Below are 18,314 nucleotides of genomic sequence, written 5' to 3' on the forward strand. Positions count from 1 at the left end.
CGTGTCTTCCGCCCGCCTGTCGCCGCGAATTGCCGCCGCCCTGGGGGCCTGCGCGGGCCTCTGCGTGGCCGTCTCGGCCTTCGCCCAAACGCCCGCCGGGCCGGAGCGCCCGCGGGTGCTCGTGCTGACCGGCGGGGAGGTCTACGGCGGGATGGTCACCGAATACAGCTTCGGCGTGAAGGTGCGGAGCGCGAACGGCTCCATCGTGCTGCCGGCCGACCGCATCGAGGTGAACGCGGCGAACCTGGACGAAGCCTACCTGCAAATGCGGGGCGCCGTGTCGGACGACGACGCCGCCGGTCATGCGCAGCTTGCCCGGTGGTGCCTCTCCAATCGCCTGCCGCACCGCAGCCGGGAGGAACTGCTCACCGCGTTGCGACTCGAACCGGACCGGGACGACTGGGCCCGCACGTTGCGACGGTTGGAAGCGGCGATCGCCGGGGCCGGGGGCGCCGTCCCCGCGCCGAGCGACGCCACGACCGGCGTCGTGCCCGCCTCTCACGAAGCGGCCGCCGCAGGGAACTCCGCCCCGGCGACGGCGGCGGCGGTGGGGCTTTCGGGAGACTCGCTGCGGACCTTCACGGGACAGGTCGAACGCGTCCTGCTGACCCGCTGCGGCAACGCCGGCTGCCACGGCGGCACGGACGGCGGGACGTTCCAACTCACGAATCCCTCCCGGTCGGCGATCACCACGCGGCAGAACCTCGCCGCGTCGCTGGCGTTCGTCGGCGACGGGGGGAACCTCAGTTCGCCGCTGCTGACGGCCTGCGTCGACCGCCCGGACCGCCGCGGCCGCACGCCGTTTCTCGTGCAGGGCGGGGCGGCGTCGCGGGCGCTGCTGGCGGCGTGGGTGGCCCAGGTCGCCGCCGAGCGGCCGGACCTCGCCGCCCGTCACGCCTCGCCGAATCCGGAAGACCCCTATGTTCCGCAAAGTTTGCCGGATTCCGGTGAAGCGGCGCCGGCGTCACGACCGATTCGACCCGACGCGTTCGACCCCGCGGAGTTCAACCGAACCTTCGCCGCCCCGCCCGCCGCTCCGGCGGCCGCAGTCCTCCCGACCGCGGCGCCCGCGGCGGCGGCGCCTCCCCCGATTCCCCCTTCCGCGGACCTGCCGGAATGACCTCCGCGACTCGCCCCGCTGCTTCGCCCGGACCGTTCTCCCGCCGCCGCCGGCCGCTGCGTCGCGCCCTCTGGGCGGCGACGCTGGCGGGCTGCTGCGGGACCGTCGGCTGTCAGGGAACCGGCGGCCCGTTGGCCCTGCTGAAGCGGGGCGACGCAACGTCGGGGTCCGCGGTCGCCGAGGACCCGTTCAACGCGGCGGAGACGGCGCTGGCCTCCGCGTCCGGTCCCGGGGGGCAGGGGAAGGAAGGCCGGGCGAGCCTGGGCCTCGGCGGCGGGGTCGTTCGCACCGCATCGTTGGACGGCGCCCGCACCGCGGCCCGCCCGGCGTCCGGTTCGACGGCGTCCGGCGTGACCCGCGTCGATCCGAACAAGCCGCCGCAGTCCGCCGCCGGCCGCTGGAAGGCCGGCGAGGGCTCCGACGCCGGCGCCGCCAAAGTGACGCTCGCCGGCGGGGCGTTCGCCGCCTCCGACGCCCCGGCCGAGGCCCGCGTCACGCCCGTCGCCGCTCAGCAGACCGCCCGCGCCGCCATGCCCGCCGCGGCCCCGGCGACCCCCGCGGCGAAAGCCCCCGCGGCGACGGACACGAAAGAGGACATCGACTGGGGCGCCGAAATGGCCGCCTTCGCCGATAAGGCGGCCGCGGAGACTTCGACTCCTGTCGACTCCCCCGCGACTCCCAATCCGACTCCCGCAAAAGAGTCGACGGGCGTTACAAAGCCCGCGGCGACCGTGACGGAGAATCTCGGCGACCCGCTCGATCGGGAATCGCTGCCGCACGCCCCGCTGTGGAACGCCTCGGCGGAGAGCGAGCCGGCCGAACCGGCCGCCGCCCCCGTGAAGCCGGCCGTTCCCGCCCCGTCGGCCGCCGCCCCGGCGGCCGAAGACGACGGCTGGCGCTCGCGGACCGCCGCCGAACCGGCCCCCGCCGCTTCGGCGAAGACCGAGCCGGCCGCAGCGATCGACCCGTTCGCCGGACTCTGATTCGTCGGGTCGCGAGCTAAGCGGGGGCGGTTCGCACTGGCGAATCCCCTTCCGCCCCGAGGTCGAGCCGCCAGACGTGCGGCAGGCGGTCGGTGACGGCGCCGGCGAGGTCGCACCAGGCGCCGCAGCGATCGAGGACTCCCGCGTCCGCGGTGACGGCGACGAAATCGCCCGGTTCGCCGCCCCTCTCCTCCCCGGCCAACCGAGCTTCGGGCCGCAACAGGACGTCCGGGTCCGGCACGCAGGCGGCGGTCCAGGGGCGGGCGCCGGCGACCTCGCGAATCATCGTCGCCAGCCGGCCGCTGTTGGAAACCGGCCGGTCCAGCAGCCAATGCACGGCCGCGGGGGCAAATTCGTCCAGTAGATCGCGGATCGCCTCCAGCGCCGGGCGAGTCTCCGCCACGCGGCGGTAGTTCCCGTGCATCGAGGCCATATCGCGAACCGCGTCGTCGCGGCCCCGCAGCAGCACGCCCCCGCCTAGCGCCGCCTCCACGGTGGTGACGAGGTTGAACCCATCGATCCGCAGCGTGCGGTTCTTCAACGCCGCCGGTTCGGCCCGCCGCGCGGTGCGGTCGGCGAGGGCGTCGTCGGGGCAGGCGGAGCGCAGCACGGCCGTGCGTTGCCGCTCCGTCAGGGCGAATCGATCGCCCACCAGCTTGAGGGCCGAAGGGTTCACGTACCCGCGGCTGAGCAGCCAGGAGAGGTGCGCCGTGGCGGTTTGCAGGGCGGGGAGGCGGTCCGCGGCGAACTGCTCCGCGTCGCGGGGGTGGGGGCCGCGATGGGTGCGGGTGTCCGGCACGGCAGGCGGCGTCAGGCTGCGGGGCGAGCGCCGGAGCCCGGGTGGGGGAAGTGGCGCTGGACCACGTCGCGGACCCGTTCGAGGTGGTAATCCATCTCCGCGGCCAATCGCTCCCGGGCCGGGCGGCCGTCGGGACCGCGGGTGTAGCCCAGTCGCCGGGCGAGGAAGGCGAACTCCTCCGTACCGGCCGGCGGGACGGTGAGGTCCTTCGCGTTCCCCCGCACGACCCGCAGGGCGTTAATGAGCCCCCGCAGAAAGCCGTAGGCGTCGCGGAGTTCGTCGTGGTCCGGCGTGGACAGGTGGCCGCCGACGTGCAGGGCGGTCAGGGCGGCCAGCGTGCCGGGGGTTCTTAATTCGGTGTCGTCCCCGCCGTACTCCCATTGCAGGATCTGGACGAGGTATTCCACGTCCACCAGCGCGCCGGGCGAGAGCTTCGCGTTGACCGTGCCCGGGGTGACGAGTTGGCGGAGCTGTTTTTCCCGCATCGCCAGCACCGCGGCCCGGTCGGCGGAGCGGCCGCCGAAGATGAGGGCGTCACGGAGGGCGAGAATCTCCCGCCCGAACGCCTCGTCGCCGGCGATCGGCCGCAGCTTGATCAGGGCCTGCCGTTCGTAGGGCCAGGCGGCGCCGCCGGGGCCGAAATATTCGGCGAAGGTGTCCTTCCGCACCGCCGCCGCGCCGGCCTGCCCGTAGGGACGGAGCCGGAAATCCAGTTCGAAGATGCCCTCGCGTTTGGCCTCGACGGAATCCTTCAGACGTTTGACGAGCTTGTTATAAAACTCGGAGACGCCGATGCGGCCCCGGGCGCCGCCGGCAGTGTCCCCGCCCTCGGCGTACACGACCAGCAATTCGACGTCGCTGGCGAAACCTAATTCCCGCCCGCCGCACTTGCCCAGGGCGCACACCGCGACCGGCACGGGAACGCCCTCGGCGTTGCGGGGTTCGCCGTAGTCCGCGACGAGGGACTCCAACGCCAACCGGACCGCAGCGGAGAGGACGACCTCGGCGATGTCCGTTAATTCCTCGGCGAAGGCGCTGAAGCCCGCCACCCCGCCGGACTTCGTCTTGCCCAGGATGTGCCGCATATCCGTGCGGAACATCGCGCGGTCTTTAAAGCGGTTCAGCCGTCGGCGGGCGGCCTGCCGCGGGCTCTCCCCCGTGCCGGGCGGGGCCGCGAGTTCGGCGGCGAGTTCCTCCTCCAATTCCGCCCGGGTGCGGCGGCGGTCCAGTTCCTCCGGGGAGGCGACGATCGGAAACAGGTTTTCGTGTTGCAGACGCAGGAAATCGTGCCAGAGGAAGTCGCTGACCCCCAGCACGCCGGCGACCGCGGTGAGAGCCTCGCTGCGGCCCAGCCGGGAGACCTCCTCCACCCAGTCGTCCCGGCGGAACAGGCTCTCGAGCATCTCGCTGAAATTCGTCAGCGCCCGCCGCGGGTCCGGGCTATAAGGCAACAGGTGAGTGAATTGCCCGACCAGCGCCGTGGCGGCTTTCAATTCGGCCAGGCGGCGGTCGTCGGTGATTTTTAATCCGCGGCGATCGGTGAGGTGCAGCACGTCGGCGGCCTCGCCGCCGCGGGTGCGGACGGCGACCCGCCGCAGGTCCATGCCGAACAGCGCCAGGGCGTTCGTCAGGCCGTAGAGCAACCCGGGCTGGTCGGCGGCCCGCACCCGCAGCACGGTGCAGTCCTCTGCGGCGGCGTTGTCCAGGTCCAGGGTCATCGGCGGGGGCGGTGCCGGCAGGGCGCTCCCGGGGCGCTCCGCGGCCGCCGGCCGCACGGCGGTCGCCACCAGCGCCGCGAGGTCCGCCCGGGCGCTGCGGGCTTCGCCGCGGCGGCTGGCCCGTAATAGTTCACCCAGTTCCTCGCCGAACTCCTTCCACGACGGCGTCTCGCCGTTCGCCCCCTCGGCCCGATACAGCGTGAACGTCATGATGACGCCGCGGCCCTCGGACGTGCCGAGCGTCGATTCGCAGAACACGTCCGCCGTGCCGATGTCCCAGCCGCGAGCGAACAGCAGGCCGCAAACCGCGGCGAAGTCTCCGCGTTGATCGAAGCAGGCGACCGTCAACGCCACTCCGGAGGCCCGACTTTCCTCGGACAGGAGAGGTTCGGCGGCGTCTTCGGGGAGCGGTTGAGCCCGCAGCGCCACGGGCCGGTCGAGCGTCAGTCCGCCCAGCAGGCCGGCGTGATCGGCGATCTGATCGGCGGCGAAGGCCGCTTTATAACTCTGCGGCATGCGGTCCGCGTGCGGCGCCACCGGGGCCGGGGCGGGGGAGGCGGCGCCGCCCTCGGCGCCCTCGATGACGTACTTTCGGAACACCGCCCGCACGGCCCGGCAGTGCTCCTCGTAGTGGGCGACGAAGGAGGCGGCGTCCGGGAAGTCCAGCCGCCGGGCGAGGTGCCGCAATTCCCGGTCGCCCTCCGGCAGGGCGTGTACCTGACGATGGTGCCGCAATTGCAGGGCGTGCTCGACGGTCCGCAGGAAGTGATAGCCCGCGGTGAGGCGGCGATATTCGTCGGCCCACAGCAGCCCGTGATCGGCGAGGCGGGCGAGGCCGTTCAGCGTCCCGCGGGCTCGCACCCCCGGCTGCGCCCCGCCATGCACGAGTTGGAGGCACTGCACCGTGAATTCGATGTCCCGGATACTGCCGGCCCCGCTTTTAACCTCGCCCCAGGTGCGGCCGGAGGACTTGAGGCTGTCCTCAATTCGTTTCTTGCTGGCCCGGACGCTCTCCCGCACTTCTTCGGCCGGGGTGCCGTAGATCAAGGGCTCCGCCGACTTGAGGAAGTCGTGTCCGAGGGCCAGGTTCCCCGCGATGGGCCGGGCCTTGACCAGCGCCTGCCGCTCCCAGGCCCGGCCGTGCTTGCGGAGATAATTCAGGTGGGCCGCCGGGGTGTTGACCAGCGGCCCGCTGCTGCCCCACGGCCGCAGCCGCATATCGACCCGGTACAGAAATCCCTCGCCGGTGGCCTGCGACAGGGCCTTGATGAGGCGTTGGCCGAGCGTCCAATATTTCGTGGCGTCGCCTTCGGCGAGGAAGGCGAGGTCAATGTCGCTGGAGTAGTTCAATTCCTCCCCGCCCAACTTGCCGAAGGCCAGCACGCAGAAGCGGTTCGCGTCCACGCCCAGTTCGTGGGCGATCAGATTCAACCCGGCCTGGGTGAAGCCGTCCGCCAGCAGCGAGAGTTGGGCGGTGACGCTGCGCAGGTCCAGCAGCCCGAAGGTGTCGCAGGCGCCGATGCGCAGCAGTTCCCAGTGTTGATAACTGCGGAGGCCGTCCAACCGGGCTGCGGGCGTGGGCAGGCCGTCGGCCATCGCCAGGGCTTCGGTGAGGAAGTCCTCCCGCGATTTGAACGCGGGTAACTGGCGGTGCTCCGTCAGCCGGCGGAGGTAGTCCGGGTTCCGAATGAGGATGTCGGTGAGGTACTGGCTGCCGACGAACAGGCGCACGAGGATCTCGACGGCCCGCGGGTGGGCGGCGAGGTAATCGAACAGGGCGTGCGGCGGCTTGTCTGCGCGAGGCTTGCCGGCGTGGGATTTCGCGGCGCGATCGGCGGCGGCCCGCACGAATCGCTCGAAGTTCACCAGACTGGCGTCCGGCGCCGGGGCGTTGGCGAGGGCAGCCAGCAACGGGGGGAGCACCTTCTCCTTCACCCCCGGGGCGAGGTCGCCGGCCGCGGCGAGGGTCGCGTCCAGTCGGCGGCGGGCGGCGGGCCGGTCGTCGAAGGGCACCATGTCCCAGGGGTCGACCGGAGCCGCGTCCGGGGGCGGAGCGGCCGGGACGGACCGGGCGAACTCCGCCTCCGGGGCGGGGGGCGGATCGGGGGGGGGCGGGGACGCGGGCATGTCGCAATCGATTTGAGCGGTCCGAGTGTAACGTCCCAACGCCGTTCGCTCTGCCGCCGTATGCCGGGACGCACCCTTTGTGCGGGACGTCGGGGCGGGTCTCCATTTCGGAAATCCCTGTGCCCCCCGAGGTTCCCGCAACCGTTGTTCCCGGCCTGACCGGCCCGGTAGGATGGTCGGGTTCCGTTCACCTCTCTCCGCACCCGCGAAAGACCTCGCTATGGCGACGCGCTCAAACCGCCGCGACTTCCTGACCACGACCGCTGCCGGCGCCGCCAGCGCCAGCGCGGTCTGGCACGCTGTCGGCCCGTCTCCCGCCTGGGCTCGTCAGGCGACCGCCGATAGCCCGATGCAGCGGATCAACTTCGCCAGCATCGGCGTGGACGGCAAGGGCTCCAGCGACTCCAAGGACGCCGCCGACAAAGCTCAGACCGTCGCCCTGTGCGACGTGGACGACCGCAAACTCCGCAAGAGCAAGGCCCGGCTCAGCGAGTTCGCCCCGGACGCCAAGACCTACGCCGACTTCCGGGAAATGTTCTCGGAGATGGGCGACAAGATCGACGCCGTCACCGTCTCCACCCCGGACCACACCCACGCTCCCGCCTCCGTGATGGCGATGGCGATGGGCAAACACTGCTTCACCCAGAAGCCCCTCACCTGGAGCATGCGGGAAGCCCGCGTCCTGCGGGAGCTGGCCGCCGAGAAGGGCGTCTGCACCCAGATGGGCAACCAGGGCACCGCGACGGACGGCCTGCGCGAGGGCGTCGAAGTGATCCGCAGCGGCGCACTCGGCGAGATCAAAGAGGTTCACGTCTGGACCAACCGCCCGGTGTGGGCCCAGGGCAACGGCCTGCCCAAGACCGACAGCGGCGAAGTGAAGACCGACAAGGTCCCGCCCTACCTCTCCTGGGACCTGTGGCTCGGCCCCGCGCCGTTCCGGCCGTTCACGGAGAACATCTACCATCCGTTCCAGTGGCGCGGCTGGCTGGACTTCGGCACCGGCGCCCTGGGCGACATGGCCTGTCACACGGCGAATATGGTCGTGATGGCCCTGGCCCTGTTCGACGCCGACACCGCCGTCGCGGAGCACAGCGGCATCGTCGAGGGTCAGTACCCCGGCAACAGCAAGATCACCTTCCAGTTCGCCGAACGCGAAGGCATGGACGGCAACACCGTCCCGTCGATGCCGCTCTACTGGTACGACGGCGGCAACAAGCCGGACGCCGCCCTCCTGATGGGCGAGAAGATGGTGAACAGCGGCTCGCTGGTCGTCGGCACCGAGGGCAGCCTGTACAGCCCCAACGACTACGGCGCCCAGTACACGCTGATCTCCAAGACCGCGGACAAGTACAAGGGCTACAAGCCGCCCGAGCGGACCCTGCCCCGCAGCCCCGGCCACTTCCAGGAGTTCGTGGACGCGATCAAGGCGGGCGATCCGAAGCTGGCGCTGTCCAACTTCGATTACGCCGCCCGCCTCACCGAGACTATCCTGCTGGGCAACGCCGCCCTGCGGGCCGGTCAGAAGGTGGAGTGGGACGCGGAGAAGATGGAGTTCACCAACCTGCCCGGCGAAGCCGGCGCCGGGCTGGTCGGCCGCGACTACCGCGAGGGCTACACCATCGATCCGAAGGAAGCCGTCGCCAGCCTCTGAGCGACGATCCGCCTCCGGGCGACGCCCCTTGCGGTCGGCGTCTGCTGACTGCTTCGGGTCCGAAGCGATTCCACGCCCCCGCCGGTCTCCGGCGGGGGCGTTTTGCGTGGGGGCCGCCCGTTGGAGGGGAACCGGGAGGGGAATCGGGGCGGCCGGGCGGGGGGGCCGTAGCCCAGGAACGAGGGGAGCGCCGGGGCGGAGCCTCGCCGCGGCCGAACCGCGGGGACGAATCTGGGCCGACGGCGTTGCGACAGCGAAAGCAGGAGAAGTTCACGAAACTGCGGCGACCGCGTCCGGCGGCCCTAATCGGAACCGAGACCGGGGTCCGTCCCGGTGAGGCGGGTCTTTCCGTCAAGAGGCCCAAATCAAAGTTTGACCGGCCCTCGGACCGCACTTAGCTTCAAGTCGTTCGGTCGTTCGTTCGCGAAGGACCGGGCGCCTGCCGCTCACATTTCGCTTCCCATCCCATGAGGGGGTCCGAAGCGGGGCGGCGGAGATCGCAGCCGGGCCGACTGGCGGTCATTTCCCAATAATCCCCCCTCAGGTACGCCGCCACGGAGGCCGGCGCCCGAGCAGCGCCGGTTTCCATGATCCACGTTCCCCGCAACACGTGTCGTTCGCCTGCCGCCCGCGCCCTCTCGGTGCGTGCCGTGGTCGCAGCGGTCGCCGTCGGGGGGGGCCTGCTGTTCGCCCCGCCCGCCGGTTCGCCGCTCGGCCCGGTTGTCGCGAACGCCGCCCCCGGTTCGTTCACCGACGCCGCCGAGTTGGCGGACGCCGTCGCCGACGGCCGCAACCTGGAGCGGGCTCGCAAGTGGGCCGAGGCGATCCGGCACTACGACGCCGCCCTCGAACGCTTCGCCCCGGATCACGAGGCCCCCGGCGCCGAGCCGCTGCCCGAGCCGATCCGCGCCCTGCAGTACGGCCTGCGGCGCAGCAAGATTCACCACGGCATTCACCGCCGCTACGCCGACCCGAGCTACACCGAGCAGCTGCTGTCGCGTTCGCCGGAGTCGGCGCTGGACCTCTACGAAACCGTCCTGGGCCAGATTCGCCGGAACTACGTCGAACCGATCGGCGCCACCAGCCTCGTCGCCCACGGCACCGAGAGTCTGTACCTGGCCCTGTCGGACCGAAAGTTCCTGGGCCGCAACCTGCCCGCTCACGGCGCCGACGACGGCAGCGCCGAGGCCGCCGTGGAGCGCTTCCGGGCCGTGCTGCGGACCGAGTTCTGGAACGCCCCGATCCGGGCGGAGGACGAACGCCGGACCGTCGCCCGGGCCGCCCGACTGGGCCGGGAACTGTGCGGGCTGAGCGAGACGGCGACGATCTTCGAATACCTCGCCGGGGCCACCAACGCCCTGGACGACTACAGCGCCTTCCTGTCGCCCGAGGGTCTGGCCTCCCTGTACGGCAACATCGAGGGGAACTTCGTGGGCATCGGCATCGAGATCGAAGCCGAACCCGGCCGCGGCCAGTTCCTCCGCAAGATTCTGCCCGGCAGCCCCGCGGAAGAGGGCGGCGCCAAGGCCGGCGAGTATGTCTCCGCGATCGGCGGCACGGACTGCCGCGACCTCAGCACCGACGAGGCCGCCAAGCTGCTGCGGGGGCCGGAGTTCAGTGCCGTGGAACTGGAGATCACCGACGCCCGCGGCGTCGCCCGCACCGGCCGCTTCGTCCGCCGGACGGTCGAAGTCGCCAGCGTGGAGCGGGCGGAGATGGTCGAGCCCGGCATCGGCTACATCCGCATGGGCGGCTTCCAGGAAACCACCGCTCGCGAGATGGCCGACGCCGTCAATCAGCTGCGGCGGCAGGGCATGACGAAGCTGATCTGGGACCTCCGCGGCAACCCCGGCGGCCTGTTGGACGCCGCGGTCGACGTTCTCGACCTGTTCGTCGAGGAAGGCACGCTGGTCAGCACCCGCGGCCCGGCCGGCGGACAGACGCAGACTTACCGGGCCCGCCGGGCCGGCACGCTGGCCGCCCGCGACCTGGAACTCGTGCTGCTGGTCGACGGCGACAGCGCCAGCGCCAGCGAGATCGTCGCCGGCTGCCTGCGGGACCACCGCCGGGGGACGATCGTCGGCCGCACGACCTACGGCAAATGGAGCGTTCAAAGCATCGTCGACCTGGGCGACGCCCCCCGCGCCGGTTGGGCCGCCGCGGCCGCCGGCAGCCGCGGCAGCGGGTTGAAGCTGACGACCGCCCGGTTCTACTCGCCGGACGGCCGCAACTACGCCGGGATCGGCCTGAACCCGGACGTGCCCGCCCCGGAGTATGCCGACGACGCCCAGGAGCCCGAGCCGACGGAGGCCCCGGAGGACCTGTTCGCCGCCGCCGACCCGGCCGCCGGGATCGCCGGGGACCGCACCGCCGGTTACCGCCCCGGCCGCGTGGCCCGGGCCGCCGACGGCCCCCGCGTCCCGCAGACGAGCCTCCCCCTCAACGAGCAGCCCGACGTGCAGGCCGCCCTCAAGCTGCTGCGGCGCCGGTGAGTTCCGACGGGGTCCTTTGATCGTCCTTTACGAAGGGCCGCTCCCCCGGGGGGCGGCCCTTCGTTCGTTCAGTCGGCCACAGGCGCTTTCGAAACCTTCCCTCACACCAACCCGAAGCGTCAGCGAGGGCGTCTGGCACAGCCTGACGAGGCGACTTTCCGCGCGGAAGCCCTCGCTGACGCTTCGGGTTACTGTTGGGCCAGCTTCAACGCTGCCCGACCCCGTTTCGGAAGAGTGCCGATGCCCGCCGCGAAGAGCCGCCGCACGTTATTCGTCTGCGGCATACTGGTCGCGGCGGTCGCCCTCGCCGGGTGGGCATGGCACTGGGCGAACGAGCAGGCCCGCCGTGCGGGTGCGAACTGGGACGCCCGCCGAAACTACGCGGAGGCCGTGTTCAAGCACTACCAAGGCCATTCCCTCTGGAAAGACAACGCGGCGCTGCGGGACCGGTACGGCCACCCGCCCGGCGGCGGGAGCGGTTCCGCCAGCGGGCGGTGGGAGCGTTTGGGGACATGGCACCTGCAAGGCCACAGCGACCTGATGGTCCGCAGCGACGACCCGCGGCTGCCCACGGAGATCGTCAAGACGTGGGCCGAAATCTGCCGCGAGATGGAGTTGTTCGTCGGCCCGCAAGCCTCGCACGCGGCGGACGGGACTGCCCTGCTGGCGAGCCAGGAAGGCTGGGTCGAACTGTGCGCCCTCTGGCTAGAGGACGATCCGAGGAACTACGGCGACCCGTCCGACCCGTCGTTCCTGCGGATGCTGCGGATCGACTACGACGTCTGCCTCGACCCCAGCAGGCCACCGACGGCGGCTCAGGACCGCGACCGGCTCACCTGGGTGACCTGGACGGGCGATTCGCGGAGGTGACCGGGACACACCCTGCCGGCCGACGCCGCTAAGCTGCGGCCCCGTCCCGGCCGAGGCCCCCCCGTGTCCGCACCCGTTCCCGCGTTCTTTTCCGACCTGGCCCGGCTGCTCAACAGCGGACAGACCCGGGCGGTGGTGCTGTCCGGGAACGTCCACGACCTGTTTCCCGCGGCTCGGGCGGCCCGGCAGATCGGCGGGGCGGGCGAGACCGCCTTCGTGCCGCTGGTCCCGTTCCTGCTGGAACGCACGGAGACTGCCGGGCTGATCCGCCTGGTTTACGAGTTGAACGGCCCGGTGCGGGTCGGCGAGGCGGATCGGGCGGCGCTGAAGGACGCCTGGATCCGCTGGAAGGCCGGGGCCGACGCCGACACCCTGCTGCTCCGCGGCCTCGGCCAGCGGGGGGAGAACGAGGCGGACAAACTCGGCCGGGAGTTCGATTCCCTCATGCACGAAGCGATCGGCCGGCCGACGCAGGCGCTGGAGTTCCTCCGCCAACTGACGATTTGCAGCCGCGAGGCCCTGAGCGGTTCGCTGCTGATCCTGATCGAAGCGGCGGACGTGCTGCTCCCCGCCGGGCAGGGCGGGGTGAGCGGGTTGCCGGCCGATCAATTGCGGCGGGTGGCGATCGTGGAGGACTGGTTCTGCGACCCGGACTTTATTGAGGGCGGCGACAGCGTCGTGTTGATCGCCGACAGCCGCTCCGCGGTGCACCCCCGCGTCGGCCGGTTGCCGCAGGTGCTCGGCGTGGAGGTTCCCGCCCCCGGCGTGCGATTGCGGCTGGAATATATTCAGGAGTTCCTCAAGGACGCCGGCCGCCCCGTCCGCCTTTGGGCCGGCGAGGAGACGGGGCCGCAAAGCCTGGCGGAGTTCACCGCCGGCCTGAACCTGCACGCCCTCCGCCAATTATTGGCCGGCGCCGCCCACAGCGGGGAACCGCTCACGCCGGCGGGCGTGATCGGCAAGGTGGAGGAGTTCATTCGGGCGCAGCTCGGTGAGGACGTGATCGAATTCAAAAAGCCGGAGCACTCGCTGGAAGACGTGGTCGGATTCGCCGACCTCAAGGCCTTCCTCAGGACCGAATTAATCCCCCGCTTTCAGGCCAGCGGCGAAGCCGCCCTGCCGGGGGCCGCGGTCGCCGGGGCGATCGGCAGCGGTAAGACCTTTTTGATGGAGGCGGTCGCCGCGGAGCTCGACCTGCCCGTGCTGGTGTTGAAGAACGTGCGCAGCCAGTGGTTCGGGCAGACGGACGTGGTCTTCGAGCGCCTCCGCAGCGTGCTGGAAGCCCTGCAGAAGGCCGTCATCTTCGTAGACGAGGCCGACACCCAGTTCGGCGGCGTCGGCAGCGGCACCCACGAAACGGAACGCCGCCTGACCGGCAAGGTGCAGGCGATGATGAGCGATCCCAAGCTCCGCGGCCGCATCCTCTGGTTATTAATGACGGCCCGCATTCACCTCCTCAGCCCCGATATCCGCCGCCCTGGCCGCGTGGGCGACCTGATTATTCCCGTCCTCGATCCGACCGGCGCGGACCGAAAGGACTTTATCCGTTGGGTCGTGAAGCCGGCCCTGGGCGGCGGGGCGAACGACGAACTGGTCAGCCGCCTCGACGCGGAACTGGCCCCGACCACCAGCGCCGCCGCGTTCGCCAGCCTGCGCAGCGATCTGAAGGCCCGCCGGGCGATGGCGTCGGAGGGACGGGCGCCGGGGGAGGCGCTGAGCGACGAAGCCGTCTTCGCCGTCGTTCGCGATCGCCTGCCGCCGGCCATTCAACAGACGCGTCGCTATCAGGAGTTGCAGGCCCTCGTGAACTGCACCCGCCGCAGTTTACTGCCGGACCCGAACGTCACCGCGGAGCAGCGGGCCGAATGGGAACTTGAACTGCGCGCCCTGGAACGGCTGGGCATCGCCTGAGCGCCGGCCGGCCCCGGCGGCGTTGCCTCCGCGGAGTCTCATCATGATCTGCCCCCATTGCGGCGAACGGTTCCCCGCCAACTGGCAGGTCGACTGCGCCCCCGGCGGACAGGAATCGCCCGGCACGTTCCTCATCGTCGGCGCCGTCGTGGCCCTGATCTCCGCGGCGCTGACGGCCGCGGCGTGGCGGCTCGACTGGTTCCCGCTGCAGGTCGCCGGGCCGGCGTTGATGCTGGGGGCGCTGTTCGCCTGGTCGCAGGCGCCGATCGCTTGGCTGGACTGCCGCAAATCGGGCTGCCCCGCGTGCCGCCGACCGGTGCGGGTTTATCTCTGGTCGCGGTAGGCTGGCGGACCCGAATCGTCTCCCGCCGTGTGCTGTCGTGATGAACGCCGTTCTCGCTCCGCTGCTCGCCGTCACGCTCGGCTGGGCAGGCGCCGATTATGAAGTCGGCCCCGGCCGGGCCCTTGCGGAACTCGATCAGGTCCCGTGGGAGGCGTTGGAAGCGGGAGACGTGGTGACGATCCACGCCCGGCCGGAGCCGTACCGGGCGAAGTTCGTGCTGTGCGTGCGGGGGACGCAGGAGAAACCGATCGTCGTCCGCGGCGTACGGGACGCGGAGGGGAGCCGCCCGATCATCGACGGCCGCGACGCCGTCGCCCGCTCCGAACTCAATTATTGGAACGAGGCCCGCGGCGTCGTCAAAATCGGCGGGGCGAACAAACCGGCGGACCTCACGCCCGCCCACATCCGCCTGGAGGGTCTGGAAATCCGCGGCGGCCGGCAACCGCATCAATTCGAAGGCCGCGACGGACTTGCCGCCTATGCGGTGAACGCCGCCGCGGTGTTCGTCGAAAAGGGGGCGCAGATCACCCTCCGCGATTGCGCCCTGCGGGACAGCGGCAACGGCCTGTTCGTCGCCGGGGAGAGCCGCGACGTGCGAATTGAAGCATGCGAGATCGACGGCAACGGCAACCCTGGCAGCACGCAGGAGCACAACGCCTACACCGAGGCCCTCGGCATGGTTTACGAGGGCAACGCCTTCGGCCCGCTGCGGGAGGGGGCGCTGGGCAGCAACCTGAAGGACCGCTCCGCCGGATTGATCGTCCGCGGGAACCGCATCGAGGGCGGCAATCGGCAGCTCGACCTGGTCGACGCCGGTAACTCGAACATCTCCGCTCATCCGTCTTATCGAACGACGGAGGTCGTCGGCAACCTGCTGATCGAACCCGCCGACGCCGGAAATAATCAGATCGTGCACCACGGCGGCGACTCGAACCACTATGAAAACTATCGGCCGGGCGGGCTGCGGTTTGAATATAACACCGTCGTCACCCGCCGCCCCGGAATCACGACGCTGCTGTTCCTCTCCTCGCCGGAGGGTGCCGCGACGGTGCGGGGCAACGTCGTCGTCGCGCCGGAGGGCGGGCGGCCGGTCGTGCTGACGGGACCGGGGCGGGTCGAACTGGGCGTGAACTGGTTCGCCCGCCGTTGGGAACCGGGCGCCCCGGTGCGGGTGACGGGCGGGGAGAACGTGCTCAGCGGCCGCGATCCGGGCCTCGTCGCGGGCGGTTTCGCCCCGGCGGACGGCTCCCCGCTGATCGACGCCGGCCCGGCGAACGTCGCCCCGCCGACGGTCCAGTTCGCCCCGCCGCTCGGCGTCACGTCGCGGCAGGACGCCGGGCCGCCGGACCTCGGGGCCCTTCCGCGGGGGGCGAAGTCGACGGAGTGAGCGGCGCTCGACAGGCTGCGGGAACTTTCGCGGCGCCCGCGGCGTCCGCGGTCGTCCCCTCCCTCACGAAAGGCGCCGTCGTGAAACTCGCCCCGCTCGCATTGCTCCTCGCCTCATCCATGCTTCCGCCCTCGGCCCGGGCCGATCTGGAGCGGTTGCCGGTGGTCGAACTGACCGCCTTCAAGGACGGCCACGCCCTCGTCCGCCGGGAGGGCACGGCTCCGCTGAACGGCGGCGTCGCCCTGGTCGACGGCTTGCCGGAGCCGGTCTTCGGCACCTTCTGGCCCTATGCCAAAGGGGAGGGGGTGGAATTGAAAAGCGCCGTCGCGGGCTATCAGGCGGTCACGGTCAATCGCACGCCGCTGTCGGCGGAGGAGATTCTCACCGCGGCGGTCGGCACGCAGATCATCGTGCACGAGTCGCGGGGCGAGGAGGACGTCTCCTACGCCGCCACGATCGTCGGCCGGCCGACCCGCTCCGCCGAGGAGCAGGACCGCAACGACCGCGACCCCGCCGCCGGCGGCGGCCAGCCCACGCTGCCGGTGCGGGGGCCGACGATCCTTTTAAAGACGGACCAGGGCGTCCGCGTCGTGCCGATCGGCTCGATCACGGAGTTCACCCTCGTCGGCGACGCCCCGAAGACGATCGAGGAACAGGTCGTCAAAACCGGTTTGAAGCTGCGGGTGACCGCCCCGGAGCCGGACGGCGAAGCGGCCGTCGGGCTGTCCTACGTTCAAAAGGGATTTAAATGGGTGCCGCAGTACAAGATCTCGCTGGGCGAGGACGGCCAGGCGAAGGTCGTGTTGCAGGCGGCCCTGGTCAACGACCTAATCGACCTGGAGGACGCCACGGTGCGGCTGGTCGTCGGCGTGCCGACTTTCGCCTTCGCCGGGCAGACCGACCCGATCAGTTTGCAGGTCGCCTACGACCAGGTGAATCAGGCGCGCCGCCTCAACGCATTATCCGACTTCACCACCGACGGCCTGATGCTCTCCAACGCCGTTCAAACTCAGATGCGCTCGTCGGGGCCACGCGGCGGCGAGCGGCCGGAGGCACCGGCCCCCGAGATGGCCGGCGGCGCCCGGGCCGAGGACCTGTTCGTCTATACGCTGGAGCACGTCACCCTCGCCAAGGGGGAGCGGATGACGGTGACGGTGAAGGAGTTCGAGGCTCCTTATGAAGACCGCTACGAGGCGCTGCTCCCGCTGGTCCCGCCGCGGGAATTATTGAGCGACGACAATGAACGCCGCCGGGTCGGCTCGCTGGTCGCGGCCAGCACGGTGCGGCACTCCGTCGTGCTGACGAACGTCAGCGACGCCCCGTTCACCACCGCCCCGGCCCTGCTGTACCGTGACGGGCAGATCCTCGCCCAAAGTCTCATGACCTACGCCGCCCCCGGCGGCACCGCGGAGGTGAACCTCGGCAGCGCCGTGGAGGTCAGCGTCGATCTGGAGGAATCGATCACCGGCCGCAAGGCGGAGCCGAACCTGCGGGGGATGGACCGCTTCGAGCGAATCGCCCTGCGGGGTTCCATTGAGATCACGAACCGCCGTCCGGAGGCCACGACGATCCGCCTGACGAAGCTGGTCCCCGGCGAGGTGGACTCCGCCACGCACCCGGCGAAGGACCAGACCGCCGAGCGCCGGGAGCTTGGCCCCGCGGACATCGCCGGCCTTCCCGACAGCGCCGTGAACCTCTCCCGCTACGGCGTGCCCAACTGGTGGGTCTCGCTGAACCCCACCACCGAGGTCGTCTGGGAACTCACCGTGCCGCCGGGCGAAACCGTCGAGGTCTCCTATCAGTGGCATTATTTCTGGCGGTGGTGAACCGAACGGCGCCGCGGCCCGGGGGTTACGTCCCCCGGGCCGTTGCGGTTCGGCGGGTATGAAGATCCTCCTCCCCGGCGGCCGCGGTCAGATCGGCTCGATCCTCGCCCGGCACTTCGTGAACGCCGGGCACGAGGTCGTCACGCTCAGCCGGTCGTCGCGATCGAGCGATGACGGGCTTGGCCGCGTCGTGCCCTGGGACGGGGCGACCGTCGGAGATTGGGCGGAAGAATTGAACGGGGCGGACGCGGTCGTGAACCTCGCCGGCCGCAGCGTGAACTGCCGCTATACCCCCGCGAATCGGCGGGCGATTTACGACAGCCGGCTGGATTCGACCCGGGCCGTCGGTGAGGCGCTCGTCGCCTGCCCGAACCCGCCGCGGGTCTGGCTGCAGAGCTCGACCGCCACCATCTATCCGCACACACTCGACCCGCCCGGCAACACGGAGGCCGACCCCACCGGCAATCTGCCGAACCCGCCGGACACCTGGGCGTTTAGCTTCGACGTGGCGCGGCGGTGGGAGGAAACAGCGACGAGTTTTGAGTCGAAGCTCGATCGGACCCGGCTGGTGCTGATGCGGACCGCGATCGTGATGAGCCCCGACCGCGGCGGCGCGTTCGAGGTGTTTTATAATTTGGTGAAGGCCCGACTCGGCGGGCGGCAAGGCGACGGGGAGCAGTTCGTCAGTTGGATCCACGACGCCGATCTTTGTGCCGCCGTTGACTGGCTGATTGGGGACGAAACCTTCGCCGGGCCGGTGAACCTTGCCGCTCCCAACCCGCTGCCGAACGCGGACTTCATGGCCGCCCTGCGGGAGGCCTGCGGCGTGCGGTTCGGCTTGCCGGCGACCGCGGGGATGATTGAACTCGGGGCGATCGTGCTGCGGACCGAGAGTGAATTAGTTCTGAAGAGCCGCCGCGTGATTCCGGGCAAACTGGCCGACGCCGGGTTCGAGTTTCAATTCCCGGAATGGCCCGCGGCAGCCCGTGATCTCGCGGAGCGATATGCGGCGTCCCGTCAACCGTGAGTGCGCCCGGAGCGCAAGCTCCGGCAGTGCGAATCCCCGACGGCTGCGCCGACGGCCGGA

General features: G+C 70.9%; 12 protein-coding genes. 10 read left to right on the forward strand and 2 right to left on the reverse strand.

Annotated elements, in window-relative coordinates:
* The first annotated feature begins 1 nt into the window (after position 1).
* The gene (locus tag CA12_RS12845) at positions 2 to 1,120 is read left to right on the forward strand and encodes a hypothetical protein (protein WP_145359312.1); all 1,119 of its coding nucleotides are present in this window, start codon (positions 2 to 4) and stop codon (positions 1,118 to 1,120) included.
* On the forward strand, positions 1,117 to 2,103 hold the full coding sequence (locus CA12_RS12850; RefSeq protein WP_145359313.1) for a hypothetical protein: 987 nt from the start codon (positions 1,117 to 1,119) through the stop codon (positions 2,101 to 2,103). Before CA12_RS12845 ends, CA12_RS12850 begins: the two co-directional genes overlap by 4 nt.
* A 16-nt stretch (positions 2,104 to 2,119) precedes the next feature.
* Here the strand turns inward: CA12_RS12850 and CA12_RS12855 are convergent, their stop codons facing one another.
* Positions 2,120 to 2,902, reverse strand: a complete 783-nt coding sequence (locus tag CA12_RS12855) for a DUF434 domain-containing protein (protein WP_165700729.1) — start codon at positions 2,900 to 2,902, stop codon at positions 2,120 to 2,122.
* Between the two features lie 11 nt (positions 2,903 to 2,913).
* Positions 2,914 to 6,747: a [protein-PII] uridylyltransferase family protein gene (locus tag CA12_RS12860; protein ID WP_242687898.1), complete on the reverse strand. Its 3,834-nt coding sequence runs from the start codon at positions 6,745 to 6,747 to the stop codon at positions 2,914 to 2,916.
* A 220-nt stretch (positions 6,748 to 6,967) separates the two neighbouring features.
* On the opposite strand from CA12_RS12860, the gene CA12_RS12865 reads away from it, so the two are divergent.
* From CA12_RS12865 to CA12_RS12900, 8 genes are all read left to right on the forward strand, one after another.
* Positions 6,968 to 8,398, forward strand: coding sequence for a Gfo/Idh/MocA family protein (locus CA12_RS12865; RefSeq protein WP_145359315.1), 1,431 nt, complete (start codon positions 6,968 to 6,970; stop codon positions 8,396 to 8,398).
* Positions 8,399 to 9,048: 650 nt separating this feature from the next.
* The gene (locus CA12_RS12870) at positions 9,049 to 10,890 is read left to right on the forward strand and encodes a S41 family peptidase (protein ID WP_165700730.1); all 1,842 of its coding nucleotides are present in this window, start codon (positions 9,049 to 9,051) and stop codon (positions 10,888 to 10,890) included.
* A gap of 240 nt (positions 10,891 to 11,130) precedes the next feature.
* Positions 11,131 to 11,760, forward strand: a complete 630-nt coding sequence (locus CA12_RS12875) for a hypothetical protein (protein ID WP_145359317.1) — start codon at positions 11,131 to 11,133, stop codon at positions 11,758 to 11,760.
* A 63-nt stretch (positions 11,761 to 11,823) separates the two neighbouring features.
* On the forward strand, positions 11,824 to 13,671 hold the full coding sequence (locus CA12_RS12880) for an AAA family ATPase (protein ID WP_145359318.1): 1,848 nt from the start codon (positions 11,824 to 11,826) through the stop codon (positions 13,669 to 13,671).
* A gap of 43 nt (positions 13,672 to 13,714) precedes the next feature.
* Complete coding sequence (locus tag CA12_RS12885; protein ID WP_145359319.1) at positions 13,715 to 14,014, forward strand: hypothetical protein; 300 nt, start codon at positions 13,715 to 13,717, stop codon at positions 14,012 to 14,014.
* Between the two features lie 40 nt (positions 14,015 to 14,054).
* The gene (locus tag CA12_RS12890; RefSeq protein ID WP_145359320.1) at positions 14,055 to 15,401 is read left to right on the forward strand and encodes a polysaccharide-degrading enzyme; all 1,347 of its coding nucleotides are present in this window, start codon (positions 14,055 to 14,057) and stop codon (positions 15,399 to 15,401) included.
* A 119-nt stretch (positions 15,402 to 15,520) separates the two neighbouring features.
* Positions 15,521 to 17,227, forward strand: a complete 1,707-nt coding sequence (locus CA12_RS12895) for a DUF4139 domain-containing protein (RefSeq protein ID WP_145359321.1) — start codon at positions 15,521 to 15,523, stop codon at positions 17,225 to 17,227.
* A 58-nt stretch (positions 17,228 to 17,285) separates the two neighbouring features.
* A complete protein-coding gene (locus CA12_RS12900) occupies positions 17,286 to 18,254 on the forward strand; it encodes a TIGR01777 family oxidoreductase (RefSeq protein ID WP_145359322.1) in 969 nt (322 codons plus the stop codon).
* Positions 18,255 to 18,314: the final 60 nt, after the last annotated feature.

The organism is Alienimonas californiensis (assembly GCF_007743815.1).
GTDB classification, from domain to species: Bacteria; Planctomycetota; Planctomycetia; order Planctomycetales; family Planctomycetaceae; genus Alienimonas; species Alienimonas californiensis.